26 protein-coding genes are annotated in these 21,578 nt (G+C 65.2%); 12 read left to right on the forward strand and 14 right to left on the reverse strand.

Annotation, left to right across the window (positions count from 1 at the left end; all coding sequences use genetic code 11):
* Nucleotides 1–10: 10 nt before the first annotated feature.
* Genes paaD through paaG form a run of 7 tightly spaced genes read right to left on the reverse strand, consistent with a single transcriptional unit; the run spans nucleotide 11 to nucleotide 5,262 of the window.
* Nucleotides 11–514: a 1,2-phenylacetyl-CoA epoxidase subunit PaaD gene (gene paaD / locus QTI24_RS22680; protein WP_286603674.1), complete on the reverse strand. Its 504-nt coding sequence runs from the start codon at nucleotides 512–514 to the stop codon at nucleotides 11–13.
* A 14-nt stretch (nucleotides 515–528) separates the two neighbouring features.
* The gene (gene paaC, locus QTI24_RS22685; protein WP_286603553.1) at nucleotides 529–1,302 is read right to left on the reverse strand and encodes a 1,2-phenylacetyl-CoA epoxidase subunit PaaC; all 774 of its coding nucleotides are present in this window, start codon (nucleotides 1,300–1,302) and stop codon (nucleotides 529–531) included.
* Nucleotides 1,303–1,312: 10 nt separating this feature from the next.
* A complete protein-coding gene (gene paaB, locus QTI24_RS22690) occupies nucleotides 1,313–1,618 on the reverse strand; it encodes a 1,2-phenylacetyl-CoA epoxidase subunit PaaB (RefSeq protein ID WP_286603554.1) in 306 nt (101 codons plus the stop codon).
* 11 nt (nucleotides 1,619–1,629) lie between these two features.
* Nucleotides 1,630–2,640 carry a 1,2-phenylacetyl-CoA epoxidase subunit PaaA gene (paaA, locus tag QTI24_RS22695; protein ID WP_286603555.1) on the reverse strand — a complete coding sequence of 337 codons (1,011 nt, stop codon included), beginning with the start codon at nucleotides 2,638–2,640 and terminating at the stop codon, nucleotides 1,630–1,632.
* A gap of 24 nt (nucleotides 2,641–2,664) precedes the next feature.
* Nucleotides 2,665–3,984 (reverse strand): phenylacetate--CoA ligase PaaK, encoded by a 1,320-nt coding sequence (paaK, locus tag QTI24_RS22700; RefSeq protein WP_286603556.1) that lies wholly within the window; start codon nucleotides 3,982–3,984, stop codon nucleotides 2,665–2,667.
* 21 nt (nucleotides 3,985–4,005) lie between these two features.
* Nucleotides 4,006–4,455: a hydroxyphenylacetyl-CoA thioesterase PaaI gene (gene paaI / locus QTI24_RS22705; protein ID WP_286603557.1), complete on the reverse strand. Its 450-nt coding sequence runs from the start codon at nucleotides 4,453–4,455 to the stop codon at nucleotides 4,006–4,008.
* A 6-nt stretch (nucleotides 4,456–4,461) separates the two neighbouring features.
* Nucleotides 4,462–5,262, reverse strand: coding sequence for a 2-(1,2-epoxy-1,2-dihydrophenyl)acetyl-CoA isomerase PaaG (gene paaG / locus QTI24_RS22710; RefSeq protein ID WP_286603558.1), 801 nt, complete (start codon nucleotides 5,260–5,262; stop codon nucleotides 4,462–4,464).
* 166 nt (nucleotides 5,263–5,428) lie between these two features.
* On the opposite strand from paaG, the gene QTI24_RS22715 reads away from it, so the two are divergent.
* The gene (locus QTI24_RS22715) at nucleotides 5,429–6,031 is read left to right on the forward strand and encodes a phenylacetic acid degradation protein PaaY (protein WP_286603559.1); all 603 of its coding nucleotides are present in this window, start codon (nucleotides 5,429–5,431) and stop codon (nucleotides 6,029–6,031) included.
* Between the two features lie 6 nt (nucleotides 6,032–6,037).
* Here QTI24_RS22715 and QTI24_RS22720 read toward each other — a convergent pair whose 3' ends face one another.
* Entirely contained in the window at nucleotides 6,038–7,030 is a 993-nt protein-coding gene (locus tag QTI24_RS22720; RefSeq protein ID WP_286603560.1) for a metallophosphoesterase family protein, read from the reverse strand.
* Between the two features lie 42 nt (nucleotides 7,031–7,072).
* Between QTI24_RS22720 and QTI24_RS22725 the strand changes: the two genes are divergently transcribed.
* From QTI24_RS22725 to QTI24_RS22745, 5 genes are all read left to right on the forward strand, one after another.
* The gene (locus QTI24_RS22725; protein ID WP_286603561.1) at nucleotides 7,073–7,453 is read left to right on the forward strand and encodes a hypothetical protein; all 381 of its coding nucleotides are present in this window, start codon (nucleotides 7,073–7,075) and stop codon (nucleotides 7,451–7,453) included.
* 39 nt (nucleotides 7,454–7,492) lie between these two features.
* Nucleotides 7,493–7,915, forward strand: coding sequence for a hypothetical protein (locus QTI24_RS22730; RefSeq protein WP_286603562.1), 423 nt, complete (start codon nucleotides 7,493–7,495; stop codon nucleotides 7,913–7,915).
* A 102-nt stretch (nucleotides 7,916–8,017) separates the two neighbouring features.
* Entirely contained in the window at nucleotides 8,018–8,464 is a 447-nt protein-coding gene (locus tag QTI24_RS22735; RefSeq protein ID WP_286603563.1) for an SRPBCC family protein, read from the forward strand.
* A 261-nt stretch (nucleotides 8,465–8,725) separates the two neighbouring features.
* Complete coding sequence (locus QTI24_RS22740) at nucleotides 8,726–9,925, forward strand: DUF6929 family protein (RefSeq protein WP_286603564.1); 1,200 nt, start codon at nucleotides 8,726–8,728, stop codon at nucleotides 9,923–9,925.
* A gap of 9 nt (nucleotides 9,926–9,934) precedes the next feature.
* Nucleotides 9,935–10,681: a GNAT family N-acetyltransferase gene (locus QTI24_RS22745; RefSeq protein ID WP_286603565.1), complete on the forward strand. Its 747-nt coding sequence runs from the start codon at nucleotides 9,935–9,937 to the stop codon at nucleotides 10,679–10,681.
* A 7-nt stretch (nucleotides 10,682–10,688) separates the two neighbouring features.
* On the opposite strand, the gene QTI24_RS22750 is transcribed toward QTI24_RS22745, so the two are convergent.
* A complete protein-coding gene (locus QTI24_RS22750) occupies nucleotides 10,689–11,375 on the reverse strand; it encodes a redoxin domain-containing protein (protein WP_286603566.1) in 687 nt (228 codons plus the stop codon).
* 214 nt (nucleotides 11,376–11,589) lie between these two features.
* Between QTI24_RS22750 and QTI24_RS22755 the strand changes: the two genes are divergently transcribed.
* The gene (locus QTI24_RS22755) at nucleotides 11,590–12,504 is read left to right on the forward strand and encodes a hypothetical protein (RefSeq protein WP_286603567.1); all 915 of its coding nucleotides are present in this window, start codon (nucleotides 11,590–11,592) and stop codon (nucleotides 12,502–12,504) included.
* A gap of 18 nt (nucleotides 12,505–12,522) precedes the next feature.
* On the opposite strand, the gene QTI24_RS22760 is transcribed toward QTI24_RS22755, so the two are convergent.
* Nucleotides 12,523–13,497, reverse strand: a complete 975-nt coding sequence (locus QTI24_RS22760; RefSeq protein WP_286603568.1) for a Bug family tripartite tricarboxylate transporter substrate binding protein — start codon at nucleotides 13,495–13,497, stop codon at nucleotides 12,523–12,525.
* A gap of 158 nt (nucleotides 13,498–13,655) precedes the next feature.
* Here QTI24_RS22760 and QTI24_RS22765 point away from each other — a divergent pair, with 158 nt between their 5' ends.
* Both QTI24_RS22765 and QTI24_RS22770 read left to right on the forward strand, forming a co-directional pair.
* The gene (locus QTI24_RS22765; RefSeq protein WP_286603569.1) at nucleotides 13,656–14,990 is read left to right on the forward strand and encodes a lytic murein transglycosylase; all 1,335 of its coding nucleotides are present in this window, start codon (nucleotides 13,656–13,658) and stop codon (nucleotides 14,988–14,990) included.
* A 34-nt stretch (nucleotides 14,991–15,024) separates the two neighbouring features.
* On the forward strand, nucleotides 15,025–15,462 hold the full coding sequence (locus QTI24_RS22770) for a PaaI family thioesterase (protein WP_286603570.1): 438 nt from the start codon (nucleotides 15,025–15,027) through the stop codon (nucleotides 15,460–15,462).
* Here QTI24_RS22770 and QTI24_RS22775 read toward each other — a convergent pair.
* Nucleotides 15,451–16,662, reverse strand: a complete 1,212-nt coding sequence (locus QTI24_RS22775; protein ID WP_286603571.1) for a serine hydrolase domain-containing protein — start codon at nucleotides 16,660–16,662, stop codon at nucleotides 15,451–15,453. The two genes, QTI24_RS22770 and QTI24_RS22775, sit on opposite strands and share 12 nt — an antisense overlap.
* 172 nt (nucleotides 16,663–16,834) lie before the next feature.
* Here QTI24_RS22775 and QTI24_RS22780 point away from each other — a divergent pair, with 172 nt between their 5' ends.
* Nucleotides 16,835–18,625 carry a carboxylesterase/lipase family protein gene (locus QTI24_RS22780; protein WP_286603572.1) on the forward strand — a complete coding sequence of 597 codons (1,791 nt, stop codon included), beginning with the start codon at nucleotides 16,835–16,837 and terminating at the stop codon, nucleotides 18,623–18,625.
* Here the strand turns inward: QTI24_RS22780 and QTI24_RS22785 are convergent.
* Complete coding sequence (locus QTI24_RS22785) at nucleotides 18,619–18,957, reverse strand: hypothetical protein (RefSeq protein WP_286603573.1); 339 nt, start codon at nucleotides 18,955–18,957, stop codon at nucleotides 18,619–18,621. The genes QTI24_RS22780 and QTI24_RS22785 overlap by 7 nt on opposite strands.
* Nucleotides 18,958–19,029: 72 nt before the next feature.
* Nucleotides 19,030–20,025, reverse strand: coding sequence for a M14 family metallopeptidase (locus QTI24_RS22790; RefSeq protein ID WP_286603574.1), 996 nt, complete (start codon nucleotides 20,023–20,025; stop codon nucleotides 19,030–19,032).
* Between the two features lie 93 nt (nucleotides 20,026–20,118).
* Between QTI24_RS22790 and QTI24_RS22795 the strand changes: the two genes are divergently transcribed.
* Nucleotides 20,119–20,382, forward strand: coding sequence for a hypothetical protein (locus QTI24_RS22795; RefSeq protein ID WP_286603575.1), 264 nt, complete (start codon nucleotides 20,119–20,121; stop codon nucleotides 20,380–20,382).
* On the opposite strand, the gene rpe is transcribed toward QTI24_RS22795, so the two are convergent.
* Entirely contained in the window at nucleotides 20,372–21,067 is a 696-nt protein-coding gene (gene rpe / locus QTI24_RS22800; protein ID WP_286603576.1) for a ribulose-phosphate 3-epimerase, read from the reverse strand. The genes QTI24_RS22795 and rpe overlap by 11 nt on opposite strands.
* Nucleotides 21,068–21,166: 99 nt before the next feature.
* On the opposite strand from rpe, the gene apaG reads away from it, so the two are divergent.
* Nucleotides 21,167–21,562 (forward strand): Co2+/Mg2+ efflux facilitator ApaG/CorD, encoded by a 396-nt coding sequence (gene apaG / locus QTI24_RS22805; RefSeq protein WP_286603577.1) that lies wholly within the window; start codon nucleotides 21,167–21,169, stop codon nucleotides 21,560–21,562.
* The last annotated feature ends 16 nt before the right edge of the window (nucleotides 21,563–21,578 follow it).

A 21,578-nucleotide genomic window follows, 5' to 3' on the forward strand; every position in this document is an offset into this window, starting at 1 on the left:
GGGTGTCTCTTCAGATCGGCTTGAAGTGCTCGAAAGGTTCGCGGCACGAGATGCAGCGGTACATCGCCTTGCACGCAGTGGAGCCGAATGCCGAGAGGCGCTCGGTATGCAGGCTGCCGCAGCGCGGGCAGGCAATTGCATCGGCCTTGCGGCCGAAGAAGCGGATCGGCACCGAGGCATCAGGCGCGGCCGGTCCCGGTGGCGCGATGCCGTACTCGGAAAGCTTGCGACGGCCGTCGGCGCTGATCCAGTCGGTGGTCCATGCGGGCGCGCGACGGAGGGTGACGTGGGCAGGGCCGAGGCCGGCCTTCGCGATGGCGGCAAGCACGTCGTGCTCGATCACCTCCGTGGCCGGGCAGCCTGAATAGGTGGGCGTCAGCACGATCTCCAGCGCGTCGCCCTGGTCGATCACATCGCGCACGATGCCGAGATCGCGCACCGACAACGCCGGCACCTCGGGGTCGAGCACGGTGCCGAGCACCTCCCACGCCTGTTCGCAGCGCGTGGTAGTCATGGCGGCAAGCGCGCTCACCACACACCTCCGGGAAATGCGCGTTGCAGGTGCTGCATCTCGGAAAGGATGTAACCCATGTGCTCGCTGTGCACACCACGCTTGCCGGTGCTGCGGAAGGCCGCCTCGTCGGGGCGGGTCAGCGTGGCCTCATCGAGGATGGTGTCCATTTCCGCCAGCCAGGGCTCCCGCAAATCGGACCAGCGCGGACCCAGACCCTGCGCCTGTGCGGCATCGTCCACCGCGTCGGATTCGAAAATTTCAGGCACATAGAGCCACAGCTCGCGCAAGGCCTTCTCGATGCGCTGGCGGGATTCGTCCGTGCCGTCGCCCAGGCGCACGACCCAGTCGGCCGCATGCTGCTGGTGGTAGCGCGCCTCCTTGATCGCCTTGCCGGCGATGCCGGCCAGCTCGGCGTCGCTGGAATCGCGCAGGCGCTCCCACAGCAGCTTCATCCAGGTGGAGACCATCGCGTTGCGAAGCACGGTGAAGGCGAAGTCGCCGCGCGGCAGCTCCACGAGCGTGAGATTGCGGTAGTCCTTCTCATCGCGCAGGAACGCCAACTGATCCTCGTCGTGCCCGCGGCCTTCGAGTTTGCCCGCATGCGTGAGCACCGCGCGGGCTTGGCCGATGAGGTCGAGCGCCATGTTCGACATGGCGATGTCTTCTTCGAGGATGGGCGCATGTCCGGACCACTCCGCGATGCGCTGGCCGAGGATCAGGCAGGTATCGCCGATGCGCAGCAGGTACTGCACGCTCGGGCTCTGGTCGATGGCAATGGAACCTTGCATCACGGCATCCTCACATGTGATCTACCGAGCCGGGCAGCCGGTAGAAGGTGGGATGGCGGTAGACCTTGTCTTCCATCGGGTCGAAGTACATGTCCTTGTCGGCCGGGTCGCTCGCGACGATCTGGTCCGAGCGCACGACCCACACGCTGGTGCCTTCCTGGCGGCGCGTGTAGACATCGCGGGCCATCTGGATGGCCATCTTCGGATCGGCCGCATGCAGGCTGCCGCAATGCTTGTGGTCGAGGCCGGACTTGCTGCGCACGAAAACTTCCCAGAGGGGCCATTCGGCGGCGGTGGAGGTATCGGGGGTGCTCATGAAAGTTGTTCCTAGGCAGCAAGAGGTTGAGGAGTCGCGCGCTTGGCGGCGTGGGCGAGCGCGGCTTCGCGCACCCAGGCGCCGTCGTCCCACGCTTTGACGCGGGCACCGAGGCGTTCACGGTTGCAGGGGCCGTCGCCACCAACGACGCGCCAGAATTCGCTCCAGTCGATGGGGCCGTGGTCGTGGTGCTCGCGCTCTTCGTTCCACTTGAGCTCGGGGTCGGGCAGGGTCACGCCGAGCACCTTGGCCTGGTCGACGGCGGCGTCGATGAACTTGGCGCGCAGGTCGTCGTTGGAAAAGCGCTTGATGCCCCAGCGCATCGACTGCGCCGAGTTGGGCGACTGGTCGTCGGGCGGGCCGAACATCATGATCGACGGCCACCACCAGCGGTTGACCGCGTCCTGCACCATCTGCTTCTGCGCCTCGGTGCCCTGTTGCATCATCGTCAGCAGTGCTTCGAAGCCCTGGCGCTGGTGGAAGCTTTCCTCGCGGCAGATGCGGATCATGGCGCGTGCATAGGGTGCGTACGAGCAGCGGCAGATCGGCACCTGGTTCATGATCGCCGCGCCGTCGACCAGCCAGCCGATGGTTCCCATGTCGGCCCAGGTCAGCGTGGGGTAGTTGAAGATCGAGCTGTACTTGGCGCGGCCCGTGTGCAGCGCGTCGACCATCTGGTCGCGCGAGGTGCCCAGCGTCTCGGCGGCCGAATAGAGATAGAGCCCGTGCCCTGCCTCGTCCTGCACCTTGGCGAGCAGGATGGCCTTGCGCTTGAGCGTGGGCGCGCGCGTGATCCAATTGCCTTCGGGCAGCATGCCGACGATCTCGGAGTGCGCGTGCTGGCTGATCTGCCGCACCAGCGTCTTCCGGTAGTGCTCGGGCATCCAGTCCTTGGCCTCGATGAAGTCGCCCTCATCAATGCGTGCGTCGAAGCGTTGCTCCAGCTGCATTTCCTCGGCGGAGCGAACGGCCTTCTTGCTGCCGTCGTCCTTGCCCATCGTGTCCATGGCTTGCGTGTACATGAGGTTCCTTTCAGGCGCGGGGCCTTATTTCGGTCGCTGGTCGATCACCCGGCGGGCCTTGCCCGTCAGCGTGCGTTCGATGGAATCGGGTGTGAGGACGGTCACGCTCGTCGTGATGCCGACCAGGGTCTTGATCCGCTGCTGGAGCCACTGCGTGATCTCGCGCACTTCGTCGGCGCTGGTACTCGGTGCCGCGAGCGGCTGCAGCTCGCAGCGCACTTCGACGGAGTCCAGCAACCCGTCGCGGCTCACGTTGATCTGGTATTGGCCCGAGAGCTTGGCGTGCTGCAGGACGATCTCCTCGATCTGGGTCGGAAACACGTTCACGCCGCGGATGATGAGCATGTCGTCCGAGCGGCCGACGATCTTGCCCATGCGCCGGAACGAGCGCGCGGTGGGCGGCAGCAGGCGCGTGAGGTCGCGCGTGCGGTAGCGGATGATCGGCAGCGCTTCCTTGGTGAGCGATGTGAAGACGAGTTCGCCCTCCGAGCCGTCGGGTAGAACTTCGCCGGTCTCGGGGTCGATGATCTCGGGATAGAAGTGGTCTTCCCACACCACCGGGCCGTCCTTGGTCTCGATGCATTCGCTCGCGACGCCGGGGCCCATCACCTCGGAGAGACCGTAGATGTCGACCGCGTCGATGCCGGCCTTGCCTTCGATCTCGTGGCGCATCGCCTCGGTCCACGGTTCGGCGCCGAAGATGCCGACCTTGAGCGAGCTTTCGCGCGGATCGAGCCCCTGCCGCACGAACTCCTCGATGATCACCTGCATGTAGCTGGGCGTGACCATGATGAGGTCCGGCTTGAAGTCGCGGATGAGCTGTACCTGCTTCTCGGTCTGGCCGCCCGACATCGGGATGACGGTGCATCCCAGGCGTTCGGCACCATAGTGCGCGCCGAGGCCACCGGTGAAGAGGCCGTAGCCGTACGCGATGTGCACGATGTCACCGGCACGGCCACCCGCAGCGCGGATCGAGCGCGCGACCAGCGAGGCCCAGGTGTCGATGTCGTTCTTCGTGTAGCCGACGACGGTGGGCTTGCCTGTGGTGCCGGAGGACGCATGGACTCGCGACACCTGCTCGCGCGGCACCGCGAAGAGGCCGAAGGGATAGTTGTCGCGCAGGTCCTTCTTCGTCGTGAAGGGGAACTTCGCGAGGTCGCTCAACTGCTTGAGATCGTCCGGATGCACGCCCTTGTCGTCGAATGCCTTGCGGTAGTGAGGCACGTTGTCGTAAGCGTGCTTGAGCGACCAGCGCAGGCGTTGCAGTTGCAGCGCCTGGACCTCATCGCGGCTGGCAGTCTCGATGGCGTCGAGTTCACCGGGGGCGGGTTGTTTCTTGGGCATGTGTGTGTCTCCTCGGGCGCTTCACTCGGCCACGGCCGGCTTGCCTTTGATGGTGTAGGAGCGACCGCGGAACATGGCCACGCGCTCGCCCCGCTGGTTGGTGATCTCGGTGTCGTAGACGCCGGTGCGGCCGGCCTTCGACACCTCGAAGCTGCGCCCGGTGAGGACGTCGCCATGGCGCGCGGGAGCGATCAGGTCGATCGAGAAACCCGAGGCCACAGTGAGTTCGTTGTACGAGTTGCAGGCATACGCGAACGCGGTGTCTGCCAGCGTTGCGAGAAATCCGCCGTGGCAGATCTCGTGGCCGTTGAGCATGCTGTCACGCACGGTCATGGTGACGGTGGCGTGGCCCGGCGAGACTTCGACGACATCCATGCCGAGGCCCTGGACGGCGCGGTCGTTGGCGTACATGCGCTCGCGGACCATCTCTGCGGTTTGCTGGGCCGTGCGTTCGGAAGGAAGTGCGGACATATCGGTTCAGCGATCGGTGAAGGTCGGTGCGCGCTTGGCGGAGAAAGCTGCGACGCCTTCGAGGTAGTCGTGCGCGCGGCCGAGGGCCGCCTGCACGGTGGCTTCTTCGTCGAGGGCTTCTTCGAGCGTGAGTCGTTGGGCGCCATCGATGGCGCGGCGTGTTTCGGTCAACGCCTTCACGGGCATCGCGGCAAGGCGCTGCGCGAGCTTGCTGACTTCGTCCGCCAGCGCCGCGTCGTCCACGCATTTCCAGATGAGCCCGACACGTTCGGCCTCGGCGGCGGTCAGCTTGTCGCCCAGCATCGCGAGGCCCATGGCACGCGCGCGCCCCACGATGCGCGGCAGGAGCCACGTGCCTCCGGTGTCGGGAATGAGGCCGATCTTGGCGAAGGCCTGGATGAAGCTCGCGGACTGGCCGGCCAGCACGAGATCGCAGTTCAGGGCGAGGTTCGCGCCCGCACCGGCCGCGACGCCGTTGACGGCCGCGACCACCGGGACGGGCATCGCGCGCAGGCGCTGCACGAGAGGCTTGTAGAGCAGTTCGATCGTGCGTCCGAGATCCTTGGCCGGTTCGCCGGCGGGAGAGGGTGCGACCATGGGATCGGCCAGATCCTGTCCGGCGCAAAAGCCGCGGCCGGCGCCCGTGAGGACGATGCAGCGGACTTCGGCGTTGGCCGCGGCGGCATCGAGCGCGGCACGAAGCTCTTCGTGCATGGCACTTGTGAAGCTGTTCAGCGCGGCAGGGCGGTTCAGCGTGAGGGTCAGAACCGGGCCTTCTCGTGAGGCAAGGACGAGTGAATCGGACAAGCTGTGTCTCCAGTGTGGGGATGGGAGCTGCCGTGTCGATGCGGGTTCTTTGTATTATTGACCGACCGGTCGGTTTATCTTAGGATCGACTTCGACGGGACGCAAGTCCCATCTCGCTGGGGTAAACCCTTGGCGCCCACTCACTCACCTGATAACGGAGACAGCCGTGCCTTGTTATTCCATCGAAGGGGTGGTGCCGGTCATCGACCCGAGCGCCTATGTGCATCCGGAAGCCGTGCTGATCGGCGATGTCATCGTCGGCCCGGATTGCTACGTCGGGCCGTGCGCCGTGCTGCGCGGCGACTTCGGGCGCATCGTGCTGGAGCGCGGCTCCAACCTTCAGGACACCTGCGTCGTGCACGGCTTTCCCGCGCACGACACGGTGGTCGAGGAAAACGGCCACATCGGCCACGGTGCGGTGCTGCACAGCTGCATCGTGCGGCGCAACGCGCTGGTCGGCATGAACGCAGTCGTGATGGACGACGCTGAAATCGGCGAAGCGGCCATCCTGGCCGCCTGCGCTTTTGTGCCTGCGGGCAAGAAGATTCCCGCGCGATCACTCGCGGCCGGCATGCCGGCCAAGGTGATACGCGAACTGAGCGATCAGGAAGTGGCGTGGAAGCTGGAAGGCACGCGCACGTACCACGACCTCACGCGGCGCAGTCTCGCGAGCATGAAGAAGGTGGAACCGCTGGCTGAGATCGAGGCCGATCGGCCGCGAGTGCAGGCGCCGGATGTGAAGCCGTTGATTGCGACGAAGCGGGGGTGATGCGGGCTACTGCCACTGGCCGCGTTCAATGGTCCCGCGGTACTGCAGTGTTCCGGACTTGAAGATCTGGATTCCAACGCTGTCAGCATCGATATCGAGCAGCCCCCAGTTGCGCTGCACCGCTCCGATCGTTACAGCCGTGGCAATCGCCGCGCCCGAAGAGGTCGCTTCGAACAGGTTCTTGCCGCCACCGAGTTGATAAGTCGCAAGGTTGTTGTCGTGAATGTCCCCGCTCAAGATCAGCACCCGGTGCTTCCTGGCCAGCTTCAGCATCCACTCGTACTCGTCCTCGCAGTCGAGCCAGGTTTCGCCGTTTCGAGCGTCAAACGCGATGCCTGAGGCGATCAGGTGGACAGTGGACCCATCAGCCGCTTCGCATGCGGCCTCGATGGCAGCCACTTGCTCCGTGCCCAGCAATGCTTTCTTGCCGCCCTTCTTCTTGAAGCTGCGCCCATCGGTCAAGTGCAGCAACACGCCTTCGCCGAGCAGATGATTGCCGTAGCCCGGCGCCGGCGTGGTCTTGTCGAAGCCGGGTGGCCCGCGGGGAAAGCTGCCCGGAGCCAGGCGCGAAGCCAAGGCCGCTCGGTACGCGTTGAAGATTGCGCGACTCGGCGCGATCAAGGGACTCAAGTCCGGCTGACGCGCAATCTGGGCCCCGCACGCTCCATTGAACATGAAGTCATGGTCATCCCAGATGGCGTAGGTGGTCAGGCCGGGGCGGGCAACCAGCGATTGGAAGTTGGCGACACGCAATTGCTTCTCGATGCGGCCGTGGGCGTGCGTCGCGAATCCAAACGCGCTCATCGACTTCACAGCCGACATGCTGGAGCCGTCGGCGTCGTAGTAGGCCGAGTCGCCCAGGAGCACGAGGACATCGGGATCTACGGCAGCAATCTCGTCCCAGACCGGTTGGACCGGAAAGTGAAAGGACGTCATGCATGAAGTGAATGCGATGCGCATCGTGGCCTTCTCGATGTTGAAGACGAACGCTAGGCTCAAGACAACGGGTGTGCATCCATCAAGAGGTGGAGATGTTCCGCCTTGCCGAGTGATGTCCGCGGCGGGGTAATCTCGGTCCCGATGACCCCACCACCGGCCCGCCCTCCCTCGATCTGGAAACGCTTCTGGTCGCCCACCAGCTTGCTGGAGCAGGTGCCGGCGGACGCTTCACCAACGGAGGCCGAGGAGATCCGGCGCCGGAACAACGTCTGGCTCAAGACGTACATGGACATGTACATCCTTCGCTGGGGCGGTCTCTGGGCCGCGACGATGGTGTTGGCAGTTCTCGCGGCGGACGAGCATGTGTCGGGATTGCTGTTTGCGGCAGCCGTCGCCGCGGCGATCGGCGCATTCGCGGGCCTGGCCGCCATGATCTGGACCTATCGGCGGGCCGCCAAGGCATCCGCCCCATCGCGGCGCTGAGGTGAAATCGGCCGTGAACCGCCTCAAGGAAGAATCAAGATGCCTGCTGCCATGTTTGCCGCCCTGGGCTTTACGGTCGCACTCCTCGTCACGACGGCCTACTTCATCATGGGCTCCATTCCACTTCTGATCCTGAAGCATGACTCGCCGCTGGACGCCCGCTTTGTGCGTGGCTTCTTCAACATCTACTACGTCGCCGCATTCATTACTGCGACTGCAACGGCGATCAGCTATGCGGTTGCGGGTCGCCCAGGGCTCGCGGCGGGTGCCGCGGCGCTGGCGTTGATTGCCATCGTCCTGCGCAGGAAGGTCATTCCCAAGATGGACGCGCTCGGAGCGCAGATCCAGTCCAACTACATGGATGCCATTCCAGGATTCCGCAGAACACACATCACCGCGATCCTGATCAACGTCGCCCAGCTCGTGGCGATCGTATGGAGTCTCATCGCGTTGAGCCGGTAGCCCCGGCGAGGTAGGCTGCGAGCTTGCGGCATGTCGATTTCCCGCCGGCTCATTCGACGTGTCAGTGGAGGGTCATCCTCCGCACTTCAGGAGAAAGCAATCATGGCTACCAACACCGTCCGTCTGCACCGCGTGCTGCGCACCTCGCCGGACCGGCTCTACCGTGCCTTCGTGGAACCCGGCGCTTTCGAGCGCTGGCTGCCACCCTTCGGATTCACCGGCCAGGTCCACACCATGGAGCCCGTGGTCGGGGGCGCCTGGCGCATGTCCTTTACCAACTTCGGTACCGGCCACAGCCACTCGTTCGGCGGAAAGTACCTGGAACTTGTCCCCGGCCAGCGCATTGCATACGACGCGGCCTTCGACGATGCCAACCTGCCGGGCACGATGAAGACCACCGTGACGCTGACCCCAGTGTCCTGTGGCACCGAAATGTCCGTCGTGCAGGAAGGCATCCCCGATGTGATCCCGACTGAGATGTGCTACCTGGGATGGCAGGAGTCGCTTGTCGCGCTGGCCCAGTTGGTCGAGCCGAACATTCCGGGCTGAGGCGCTCGCCCGTTCTGATACAATCCGCCCTCCCTCGAAACGGCCAGACCTTTCGAGGTGCCTGCGCAGGCAACGCCGATTCTCACGGCGGCACGTCGGACAAGAGCCACCACGACGAGAAAAACTATAGGTGACTCCTGCATGTGAATGTGCCGTAACGTGGGCCGCGTAAGTGCCCACGACCACTTTCCCAAAAAGCCCGCCCCGTGCGGGCTTTTTTGGTTTGCGTCCTGCTCTGGCCGTCGGACGGATTTTCTCCACGTGGACCGTGGACAGACCTGTGGACAACGACATGCAAAAGGCGGGGGATCGGCTCCAGCAGTGCGTCCGAACGCGATGCTCACTAAACAGGCACTAGATCATCGTGCCCCGGACTTCTCGGGCTATGCTCGCGGCCTCTTTTCAAGAGGGATGGCTGACATGATCAAGAGTGTTGCCGCTTCGTTGGTGCTGGCCATGTTCGCGTGGAGTTCGCATGCCGCCGACATCGACGTCGACATCCGCATCGCCGGGCCCGTGGTCAAGAAGGGGCTTCCTTCTGGCTCCGGCATGACTTGGCACGCGGGAAGGTATTTCGTGGTCGGGGACGATTCCCCCTATCTGTTCACGCTGAATCGGAAGTTCGCGATCACCGATCGCTCCATGTTGCAGGACTCTCCGGTTCAACAAAACGGCCGCATCGCCAAGGACATCAAGCCGGACTACGAGGCGATGGCCACTGTCGTGTGGAACGGGGCCGTCTGGAACCTGATTCTGGGCTCGGGCGGCAAGAGGGGGACGCGGGAAGCCGGACTCCTGGTCCCCACGGATGGCAAATCGGCCCCGCATCGACGCGACATGGCCGTGCTGTACCGGGACTTCGCCGCCCTCGCGGGCTTCAAGGGTGGCCAGGCGGTCAACATCGAGGCCCTGGCCCTGACCCACGACGATGCCTATTTCTTCAACCGGGGCAACGCGGTCCGCAACATTGTTTTCAAGGTTGCGCTCAGCGACCTCATGGCCTACATGACCGGCAAGGCCGACAAGATCGCGGACATCCGTCTGCATGAAGCCATGCTGCCGCGACTGATGGGAATCGAGGCGGGATTCTCGGGTGCCGACTACTGGCCCGAGATGGAAAGCCTGGTCTACACCGCTTCCGTGGAGGGGTCCGGCAACGCCTACGACGATGGTGCAGTGCTGGGCAGCTACCTGGGGTTGATCCCGCTGTCCATGCTGATGGAAGGCGCGCCACTGGACCTGACCCGAAGCGCGCAGCGCGTCTCTAAGGCCGGGGCGCCGCTCAAGACCAAGGTGGAGTCCATTGCGTTGACGCACACGGGGCGGCGTCGCGCCACCGGTGCCATGGTCAGCGACAACGACGACGGCAGCAGCGAGTTCTTCGACGTCGTGTTGACCATCAAGCCAGCGCCGCCCCGTTACGCCGATGGAACGCGGCCGCAGAAAATGTCTGGCCACTGAACCTTTGCGATGACCCACCTCGACCTCATCACCATCCGTGCTCTCGAAGAACGCAGCTTCAACGCGTGGCCTGCGCTGCAGACCGTCTTCTTCAATGGCTGGCTGTTTCGCCTGGCCGGCGGCTATACCAAGCGAGCCAACTCGGCCAATGCCGCAGACCCAGGCGCATCCTTCGAAGGCGTGCGCGGGGCAGCCGAAGCTTTCTACAAGCGGCATGGCGTTCCGGTCGTGTTCCGCCTCTCTCCGTTGGCGGCTCCCGGGGCGGACAAGGAGTTGGCGGATGCGGGCTACGCGCTCTTCGACCCGACGCAGGTAGCCAGTGCGTCGCTGGCCGCCGCGGCGCGGCATCCTTCCGTGAGCATTTCGAGCGCGGCGTCGCCTGCCTGGCTGGAAGGCATCAACGCAGCCAATGGCGTGACAGCCCTGCAGGATGAATTGCACCGTGCCATGGTGCGCTCCATCGCGCTGCCGAGCGCTTTCGCCACCCTGCATGAACAGGGTGAAGCCATTGGCTTCGGGCTGGCCGTGCTGGAACGTGGCGCGGTTGGCCTGTATGACATCGTGGTAAAGCCGACCCAGCGCCGGCGCGGTCACGGTCGCGCGCTGACGCTCGCGCTAATGAATTGGGGCCGCGAAGAGGGCGCGAGCTCTGCTTACCTCCAGGTGCGCGAACAGAACGCACCCGCGCGGCGCTTGTACGCCGACCTGGGGTTTGAGGACCTCTACCGCTATCACTACCGGGTGCCGGGCGCTTGAAGGCCTCTCAGGCTGGGTCCTCGAGATTGCGGGCGGCGGCGACCATCTGCTCCGCATCCGGAAAAACGCACAGGCTGTTCGGGCCGTCACGCGCCTCGATCTGCACCCAGCGGACGATGCCAGCGGCATCGATCAGGAAGTGTCCGACGAGCTGAGTGCCGTGGCTCTCGAAGATGGCGCTGTCGATGTCGTCGAGCTCGAACCCGTCCTTGGCGTTGAAGACGGCGTTGGCTTCCATCGGCTGCACCGCTTCGGGCAACTCGCCGGTCGGATTGATGCGTGCCGCCTCGAACTGCGCCATGCTTGCGCGATACGGCCATTCGGAACGCTCGCCGCCGCCTCCAGGCAGGAACTCCAGATACGGCACACCAAAGGCGTGGTGCGTGAGGCAATCCTCATCGCACAGGAGCGTTACCGGCGTCGGCCGGTAGCGAAAGTACAGCCTGGCATGGTCCACCGGAGTGTTGATCACGGCGAGGGTCTCTACGCCCATGGGGCGCAAGGCATCCTGCACGCCGGCCAGCTGCAGCACCTGGCGCCGGCAGAACGGGCAATGCAGCCCGCGATAGAGGCCGATGAGGATTGCGTGACCGCGCAAGCTGTCCAGGGAGACGATGCCCTCGCGGTTGGCCGCGGCAAGGGCGAACGCGGGTGCAGGGTCTCCCGGTTGCAGAGGACGCCTCTGGTCTCCCATTGAACATCTCCTTTGCGCATCGTCCAGGCAAGGGACAGAATTTTGACCGTATCACTTGTGACGGCAAGGCACAACGCCCGGCCAGGCGGGCCAGACTCTGCGACACGGCGCTCGCGGTCGAAGATTACAGGAACGATCGTGAATGACCCATGGTGTGAGTTGGTTCGAAGGCTACGTTGTCACAATCGCAGACTGCAGAGAACGGAGTGGCTCCATGAACGAATCCTTCGACGGTGCCGAACTTGCCCTGCTGACCGAGCGCCGCACCCTGTTGTGCCGCATGTGGGCGCTCACCGCGGTCAGCATGGCATCTGGAAGCGCAACACTCACAGCCTGCGGCGGGGGTTCCGGCGGGTCGTCATCTTTCGCCCTACCTGTGCCTGCTCCCGCCGCTGCCGCACCTCCTCCATCTCCACCTTCAGCGACGCCTGCGCCTTCACCTGGAGCTGCGCCCGCGCCCGCGCCTGGGCCTGCACCCGCACCCGAAGCGCCGTCCCTCGGCGCCCATGCACTCAACTTCAATCTCGACGGCGTGACGTCCCCGTCGCTGTCAACGCCGGGCATGTCCACGCGCACGACCGGAAGCACACTGTTGACCTGCGTCGGGCGGGGTTTGCTTGCTGCCGGCACGCCGACGGACAACGCGGGCAATGCCTTCGTCCAACTCGATGTGCCGCACATCTACACGCTCTGGCCAAGCTCGGGAACGGCCTTGTATGCCTGCGAGAAGGCCCAAGGCGTGGCCGGTCACGCGGTCACCGTGCCAAAGCCGAAAGTCACCGACGAAACGACCCTGAGCGTGATCGAGATCACCAGTGGTGGCTCCGTGCGCGATGTGCAGTGGCGCGAGGTGCTGTCTGGTCAACCCTTGACCAGTGCCAGTGTCACCACCACCGGCCCCGCGCTGCTCGTCGCATGGTGGTGGGGCGATGCGGGTGTCGACCTGGACAAGACGGCTGTCCCCAACAACGGCTTCACGGTGGTCGATTCGGTACTGAGGGCCGGTGCGTTGGTGCAGTGCGCCGTTGCCGTCAGGCAGGTGGGCGTGGCCGGCACCTACAACGTGACCTGGATCTCGACCCCGCAGCAGGGGGCGCAGCTCTGGCTCGTTGCCGTGCAGGCGGGCTGAGTTGCCGCGGCTTCACGCTCAATCCAGCTTGATGTTCGCCGCCTTGATGACACGCGCCCACTTGTCGACTTCGAGCTTCTGAAAGGCCGCCAACTCGGCAGGCGTCATGCCTCCGGGTTCAATGCCCTGCTCCACCAGCTTGGACTTCACCTCGGGGTCGTTCACCACCTTGATCAACTCGGTCGAGAGTTTGTCGACGATGGGCTTCGGCACGCCCGCGGGCGCAAAGATCGCCTGCCACGAGACCACGCTGAATCCGGGCATGGTTTCGGCAATCGCTGGAATCTCCGGCAGCTGTGCGGCGCGTTTCTCGGACGTGACTGCGAGGGCGCGCAGCTTGCCTGCCCTGATCTGCGGCAGCGCCGGCGCCAGGTTCTCGAAGATAAGTTCGGGGCCCTGGCCGGAGAGCAGTCCATTCAAGGACTCGGCGCTGCTCTTGTACGGCACATGCACCATCTTGCCGCCGCTGGTCTGCTCGAAGAACACGCCGGAGAGATGCTGAGAAGTGCCGTTGCCAGACGACGCGTAGCTGATGGTGCCAGGCTTGCCCTGGATGGCCGCGACCACGTCCTGAACGGTCTTGAAGGGGCTGTCGGCGCGCACCACCAGCACGTTCGGCATGGAACCGATCATCGTGATCGGCTGGAAGTTCTTGATGGGGTCGTAGGGCAGCTTCGAAAACAGGCTCACGTTGATGGCGTGCGAACTGATGGTGCCGCCCTGGATGGTGTAGCCGTCCGGCGCGGCCTTCGCCGTGAAGTCCGTTCCCATTCCTCCGCCCGCGCCCGGCTTGTTCTCGATCACGAAGCTCGTGCCCAGAGAGGTCGCCGCCTTGGTCGTGACCAGTCGCGCCAGGATGTCGGTGGTTCCTCCCGCTCCGAAAGGCACGATGTAGGTAATGGGCTTGCTGGGCCACTTGTCCTGTGCCTGGAGGGGCATCAAGGCAGAAGCGGCGGCAACGAAGGCCCCGCACAGCATGATTCGACGTTGCATAGGTGTCTCCTGATAGCCGGCGGAGCTTCGCAGTTCCGTGGTGCGATGGGTCCTCGCGGAAATCCTGATGCGCTCTGGCGAATTCGTCACCATTTCCTACTCTCGGGCTGGGGAATGGCGAACTTCGCCGTCTCTGCATGGAGGTGAGAATCCCGGTCATGCACCTAAGCCTCTTTCCGTCGCCGCGTTTCTCCCGTGCCGCGCGCTTCGCCCTGATGGCGGCTGCGATCGCCCTTCTGGGCGCATGCGCGTCCGCGCCCTCCACGGCCCCGTCCACAGCACCATCACCGCCATCGACCGCGAGCGCGCGCGCGGCACCGGTGCTCCCGCCGCCAAAGCCGGCGCCAGCCGCCGCGAGCGACACCGAATTGAACAAGGGCTTCGAACAATGGGTCGCAGCCTTCCGCACCAGCGCGCGAGCAGGCGGCATCAGCGAAGCGACGCTGCGCACTGCATTCGACAACGTCCAGTTCCTGCCACGCGTCATTGAACTCGACCGCGCGCAGCCCGAGTTCACGCGCACCGTCTGGGACTACCTTGACAACACCGTGACCGCCCAACGCGTCGCGCTGGGCCAGGACAAGCTGCTGCAGGTGCGCGCCGAAGCCGATGCGGCGGCCCGGCGCTATGGCGTGCCGCCGAGCATCCTGGTCGCCATCTGGGGCATGGAAAGCAACTACGGCGGCAACTACGGCAGCACGCCCACCATCGACGCGCTGGCGACGCTCGGCTTCGAGGGGCGCCGCGAGGACTGGGCGCGTCAGCAGTTGCTTGCGGCATTGAAGATCCTCGACAAGGGCGACATCGACCGCGAACACATGATCGGCTCCTGGGCGGGCGCCATGGGCCAGACGCAATTCCTGCCATCGAACTTTCTGGCCTACGCAGTGGATGCCGACGGCGACGGCCGGCGCGACATCTGGGGCAGCATGGCCGACGTCATGGCTTCGACCGCGAACTTTCTCTCGCGCTCGGGCTGGCAGGCGGACAAGCCTTGGGGCGTAGAGGTTCGCTTGCCGACTGGCTTCGACTACGGCCGCGCCGACCCCGCGGTGCGCCAGCCCTCCGCTCAATGGGCGACCGAGGGGGTGCAGGCCGTGAGCGGTCAGCCACTGCCGGAGTTCGCCGACGGAACGATCCTGCTGCCTGCGGGCGCGCGAGGGCCGGCCTTCCTGGTCGGGCCGAACTTCCGGGCGATCCTGCGCTACAACAACTCGACCAGCTACGCGCTGGCCGTCAGTCTCCTCGCGCAACGCCTCGCCGGCGGCCCCGACGTGCAGTCGCCCTGGCCGCGCGATCTGGCTGCTCTCTCGCGCAGCCAGATGATCGAGCTCCAGACCGCGCTCAACCAGCGCGGCTTTGCCAGCGGAGCGCCCGATGGCGTGATGGGCCCCGCAACCCGTGAAGGCGTGCGCGGCTATCAACGCAGTGTCGGCTTGCCTGCAGACGGCTATCCGAGCGCGGAGTTGCTTCAGCGCCTGCAGCAGCGCTAGCCTTGGCCTTCCCTCTCATCCACTCGACACCCCGATGACCGAAATCCACAAACGAATCGCGGACAGCTTCCATGCACAAGGGCTGATGTCGACCATCGGTGCAAGCCTTGCCCTGGTCGCAGATGGCGAGGTTCACATCGAGATGCCGTTCTCGATCGGCCTTTCTCAGCAGCATGGGTATGTGCATGCCGGCGCGGTCACGAGCATCGTGGACAGCGCATGCGGGTACGCAGCGTTGACGAAGGCGCCATCCGGGTTCGAGGTCGTCACGGCGGAGTTCAAGATCAACTTCGTGCGGCCCGCCGTCGGCCATCGCTTCCTGGCGATCGGCAGGGTGCAGAACGCGGGGAAGCTCCTCACCGTTTGCTCTGGCGAAGTCCGGGCCTTCTCCGGCACCGGGGATGCCCACAAGGTGGTCGCCTTCATGCAGGCCACCGTTGTCAACGTTCAGCGGGAAGCGTCAGCTGCCTGACCCGGCCGCAGCCTCGTCATCGACGGCTTTCTGCACCGCCTTGTAAAAGGTCTCTCTCGCCTCGCTCGCGGTGCGGTCCGTCGCGCCTCCAGCCCAGTCGGCGTTGGACGCGATCACGAGCTTGCGCTTCGGATCGATGAAGATGCCTTGGCCGAAGATGCCGCGCGCTGCAAAGGTGCCGTCGGCGTATGTCCACCACTGGTAACCGTAGCCGCGGCCGGGCCGGCCGATGCTCGCGCGCTCGGTCGTGGCGGATTCCAGCCAGCCTTCCGGCACGATGCTCTGGGCATCGACACGGGCACCGTTGAGAATGAAGAGCCCGAAGCGCGCGAAGTCCCGTGTCGCAGCCTGAATGCAGCAGCCGCTGATCTCCTGGCCGGTTCGGCTGAGGAGCCAGGTGGCCTGCTGCTCCATGCCGGCTGGCGCCCAGACCTTCTCCGAGAGGTACGACGCCAAGGGCCTTTGCGTCGCCCGGCCGACCAGGATGCCGACGAGATTGGTTTCTCCGGTGCTGTAGTTCCAGCGCGTGCCGGGCGGCACCTCGCGCGGAAGACGTCGAAGGTAGCTCACGAGTGCATCGACGCCTTCCTCGGGTTGATGGTTGTTGAACCGCGCCACGTCCGAGTTCGGATCGGCATAGTCCTCGTTCCATCGGACGCCCGAAGTCATCGTCAGAAGCTGACGAATGCTGACGTCGTCGTACGCCGAACCTTTCATCTCGGGGATGTAGTCGCTGACCTTGTCTTCCATGCTCCGGATGAAGCCGTCACGGATGGCGGCGCCGACCAAGGTGGAGGTGATGGACTTGGCCACCGAAAAGCTCGTCCACCGCCCGCTGCCGTCGAAGCCCAGGCCGTAGCGCTCCAGTCGGAGCTTTCCGTCATGCAAGATCAGGAGGGCCGCGCTGCGTTGGCCGGCCATGTAGGCGTCGAGGTCGAGCGGCAGCTTCAACGGCGGGCCCGGAGGCAGCGGCATCGGATGGTCTCCAGCCTTCACGATGCGCGATTTCGCCAGTATGGGCAGCCGATCCAGTGCTCGAAATGCCGCATCGCGCTGGGGCTGGCTCCAGAACAGCAGGTCGCGGTTGGTGGGCAGCGTCGCCAGCAGTCCGCGCGTCTCCTTGTCGAGGCTGAACCAGCCCACGCTTCCAATTGCCGCGAGGGCGACCAGCGCCCCGAGGGCGATCGTCTTGATCTTCATCTCCTACCTCCTGAACGACGGTGACGATAGACCGGATTGGACACGATGCGCCTTTTCGTTTCGTGCGCAGCAGAGGGCGTGCAGGCTTCGCGCACGCCGCGAGTCGGGTTTCCCCGGTAGGCGCCCCCATCTGCGGCCCTTACCGTTGCGGCCTTCTGGAGGAGACAAGACCATGATGCGTACTGCCTGGTGGGTAGCGGCGTGTGCCGCGCTTCTTTCTCAGACACCGTGCTGGGCGCACGGGCGCACGGCGGACCTCGAGCGGAACACGCACTTCGGGAAGATCGTCGGCGTCGACGATTCCGACGTCTCAGGGACCTACGCATGGAAAGGCGTGCCCTTCGCGAAGCCGCCCGTGGGCAACCTGCGCTGGAAGGCCCCGGTCGACCCGGACCGCTGGAATCGGACGAGGGCAACGCAGCAGTTCGGCAATGCGTGTGCGCAGTACGGCCGCATCTATGGCCCCGGCGCCAACAACCGCCATGACGCGACGATCGGCACCACGCTGAACCAGGCGGTTGGCAGCGAGGATTGCCTGTATCTGAACATCTGGCGTCCGGCGAAGGATGACCGCAAGGGTCGCGACAGGGACAACGACAGGGGCCGCGGCAATGACAAGGACGACGATCTGCCCGTGATCGTCTTCGTCCACGGCGGCAGCGATGTGTCCGGCTACACGGCGGACCCGGTCTACGACGGGGCCGCGCTCGCCAAGGCGGCGCATGCGGTCGTCGTGACGGTGAACTACCGCGTCGGCATCTTCGGCTTCCTGGATCTGCCGCAACTCAGGGCCGGCACGAATGGCGTGGGAGACTCCGGCAACTTCGCCTTGCTCGACATCATCAAGGCGCTCGAGTTCGTTCGCCGCGACATCGATGCGTTCGGCGGCGACCCGCGCAACATCACCCTGATGGGCCAATCGGCGGGAGCCATCAATGTCTACGCGCTGCAGACGTCCCCGTTGGTCACGAACGCGCGTCACCGCCTCTTCCATCGCGTGGTGCCGCTCAGCGGCGGCATATCGCTGGCGACGAACCTGCCCCCAGGCCGCTTCCCCACGCTCAGTCCGCAATCGACATACGTGGCCCAGGGCAGTGCCTTGCTCAGCAACCAGCTGATCGCCGACGGCCTCGCCACCGATGCCGCGTCGGCCGCCGCCTACGCGGCCAGCCAGACGCCCGAGCAGATCGCGGCCTATCTGCGCTCGAAGAGTCCGGCGGCGCTCTTCACCACGTTACTTACCAAGCTATCGCTGCTCGGACTCGCGGGATCGGGTCCGATCCCCGACGGCATCGTGGTGCCGGTCGACCCGATCGCCGCGATCCAGGCCGGCAACTATCTGCGCGTGCCTGTTCTTGCGGGAAACACACGTGACGAAGCCAAGCTGTTCCCCAGCTTCCTGGCGCTTTCGCCTGCGCTCGGTGGCGTCAGCGGTCGATTGGTGAACGATGCAACGCTGTTTTCAACGCAGTTCAGCTACCAGCCCGACGGCCCGCCCACGGTGAGCATCGAGCAGTGGATTCCGGCGCAATACCTTTCGGTGGCGACGCCGGTCACGGGCTTCAACGCGAGGACCGACCTGCTGAACCAGCTCTTCTTCATCGCCAGCCGCGACAACGTCCTCAACGCGCTCAAGGCGCAGCAGAACGACGTCTGGTATTACCGCTTCGACTGGGACGAGGAGCCAGCGCCCTGGAATGACATTTACGGCGCTGCGCACGCGTTCGATCTGTCCTTCATCTTCGGCAATTTCGGACCCTCGCTGTTCTCGAACGTCGCGAATTCCACGGCCAACAAGCCGGGCCGGCTGGATCTGTCCGACGCGATGATGAAGAGTCTGGGCGCCTTTGCCAGGCGGGGCGATCCAAACGCGCCGGCCGCCCTGGGCGTCACCTGGCGCCCCTGGCCCTCGACGCTCATCTTCGACGCCACTCCGACGGGCAAGGTCATTTCACTTCAATAGGCATCGTAGGAGCGCCCAGTCACGCGTTCCCGCCGCGGGCGGCCCCTGGTCAGGAACAGGGTCAGCAAGGAACTCGCTGCCGCGGCGATCATCACGGCTTGCATGGGCTGCCTGTCGACGAAACCACACGTCGTATCGAGCGCCTGATCCCAAAGCCCCCTCAGGGTACGGGCGGGCTCGGCAAGCCGCTTCGCCGGCAGCGTCTTGGCGATGACCTGTGCGTCATCCACGACCGCACTCACTTCGTCCGCGACGGTTGGCGTCGCATCGAGACTGTATAAATTCATCGAGACTCCTTTGCTGCCAGGATTGACAGCCTTCGAATGAAGCATGGAGTCCGGGCGCAATATGAATGTCAGGGCGAAGGGATGCGCGATGTAGGAGCAATCTGCCCTGCACCTCACCTAGCCCTGCCGCGTCAGATCGCGATCGCTGGTCACGGCGAAATAGAACCACTCGGTGCCCGGCAGTGCCTCCGCATTCGGAAACACGATGAAGCCATCGCGGTCGGCATGCAGAACGCTGCCGTCCTCGCGCACGCCGATGGGCTCGCCGCTGGCGACCGGATCGAAGGTGGCCCACTCGCGCACGAACTGGTCGTCCTCGTGATGGCGGTCGGTCACGCTGACGAGCCGCAGCAGCGCGGGCGGCGAAGGCGGCTGCGCGGCCGGATCGAGCTCGATCATGCCCAGCAGGCGCAGCGCCGAAAGAATGGCCGCATGCGCCACATCGGGCGCGGCGGGGTCCTCGTGCTGCCCGCATTCGAGCGTGACGCCGTAGCCGCCGCGGCTGCGCATGTACTCGTTGGTGCCCCAGCCGAAGGCCAGTGCGGCATCGTCCGCCGGTTGCCCGCCCGCTCGCTGAGCGAGCCCCGCGGCGTAGATGTCGAGCCAGCCTTCGACGACGCGCGAGGTCCGGAGGTGGAGCGCAAGCTGGCCTTCCTCGAAAGCGCGCGCAAAGGGTTCGAGCGTGCCGGTGTTGTTGCGCGGGCCGATCATCGCGAAGGCTTCGCCCTCGCTCTGGAACGAATGCAGATCCAGCAGCACCTCGTGCCGGTCGAGCAGCGGGCACAGCAGGTTGGTGATGCGGGCTTCGTAGTCTGCCGGCTCGTCGCCCGGCCGGGTCGGACGGAACAGCCGGTTGAGGTTGCGTTCGCCCTCGCGCCTCAGCAGCCGCCGCGCGAGCGGGTTCGCGACGGGCACCAGAGTCAGTTGTCCGCACCGCAAGTGCAATGCCCCCGAACCCAGCTCGGCGACCACGCGCTCGATGCCGATGGTGCCGCAGGTCTCGTCGCCGTGCACGCCGCCCAGCACGATCAACCGCGGCCCGGGCTGCAAGGCCGAGAAGCCGTGGATGCGAAGGGTGTCGTTGGCGGCGGACTCGGTGCGGGGGGCTGTCATCTCGTCGGCCATCCTACAACGCGTCGTAGGGCGGTCCTACCGTGTTTGCCGCCATACCGTGCGACAACCTGGGGCATGTCACAGGAGCAAGCCATGGCCACCAGGAAGACCCCCGACCCCGCGAAGACCGATGCGCTCAAGGACGCGGGCGGAGGCAAGACCAAGGTCGAGCAGGGCGGCGAGTCCGCGCCCCGTCTTCCGCACGAGCACGATCAGTCTTCAGACAGTCAGCAGAACCAGGACGGCACGGCGCCGCGTGTGGGCCGCCAGGCTTTCAATGACGTCGAGCGCGGTGTGGTCGACACCGATCGCGGCCCGGAGGCGGACCGCGTGTACAACGACAAGGTCAAGCGCTGAGCGAGGCGGCGAGTTGCTCGCGCATCGCAGTCACCACATCCGCGTAATCCTTGGCATTGAAGATCGCGCTGCCGGCGACGAAGGTGTCGGCACCTGCGCTCGCAACGCGCGCGATGTTGTCGACCTTGATGCCGCCATCCACTTCGAGGCGGATGTCGCGTCCGGTTTCCTCGATACGCTTGCGCGCGAGTTCGATTTTGCGCAGCGCCGAATCGATGAAGCTCTGGCCGCCGAAACCGGGGTTGACGCTCATGATCAGGATGAGGTCGATTTCGTCGATCGCCCAGTCGAGCGCCTCGAGGCCGGTGCCGGGGTTGAAGACCAGCCCCGCCTTGCAGCCGGCCGCCTTGATGGCCTGGATGCTGCGGTGCATGTGCGGCGAAGCATCAGGGTGAAAGCTGATGTAGTCGGCGCCCGCTTGCGCGAAAGCCGCCGCCAGTGCGTCGACCGGCTGGATCATGAGGTGCACATCGATGGGAACAGGCGTGCCGTCGGGCTTCTTCGCATGCGGCTTGAGCGCCTGGCAGACCATCGGGCCGAAGGTCAGGTTCGGCACGTAATGGTTGTCCATGACGTCGAAATGGATCCAGTCGGCGCCGGCCGCGATCACGTCGCTCACCTCGGCGCCAAGGCGCGCGAAATCGGCAGAAAGGATGGAGGGGGCAATGCGGAATGGGCTGCTCATGGGGCCCGATTGTCGCAGGAGGCACGTGCCGGGGGCCAGCGAGTACACGCAGTAACGGAGCGTGGGGGCAGGTGGAAGCAATGCACTACCATCGTCCCGATGACCAGCATTCCGATGACCGTGCAGGTCGAGCCCCGATTCCTGCCTGACCAGTCTTCCGCCGAAGACCACGTCTATACCTTTGCCTACGCGGTGACCGTCACCAACATCGGCCAGGTGGCGGCGCAACTGATCGCCCGGCACTGGATCATCAACGATGCCTCCGGGCACACGCAGGAGGTCAAGGGCCTCGGCGTGATCGGACAGCAGCCGCTGCTGGCGCCGGGCGAATCGTTCCGCTATACCAGCGGCTGTCGCCTCCAGGCGCCCAGCGGTACCATGCACGGGAGTTTCTTCATCGTGACCGAACATGGCGAACGCTTCGACGTTCCGATTGCCATGTTCGTGCTGGAAGCCGACGCGGGAGGCGCGCCCTCCTCGCGCGTGCTGCACTGAGCCCGCTTTCTTCTCT

This window comes from Variovorax sp. J22P240 (genome assembly GCF_030316855.1).
Taxonomy (GTDB): domain Bacteria; phylum Pseudomonadota; class Gammaproteobacteria; order Burkholderiales; family Burkholderiaceae_C; genus Variovorax.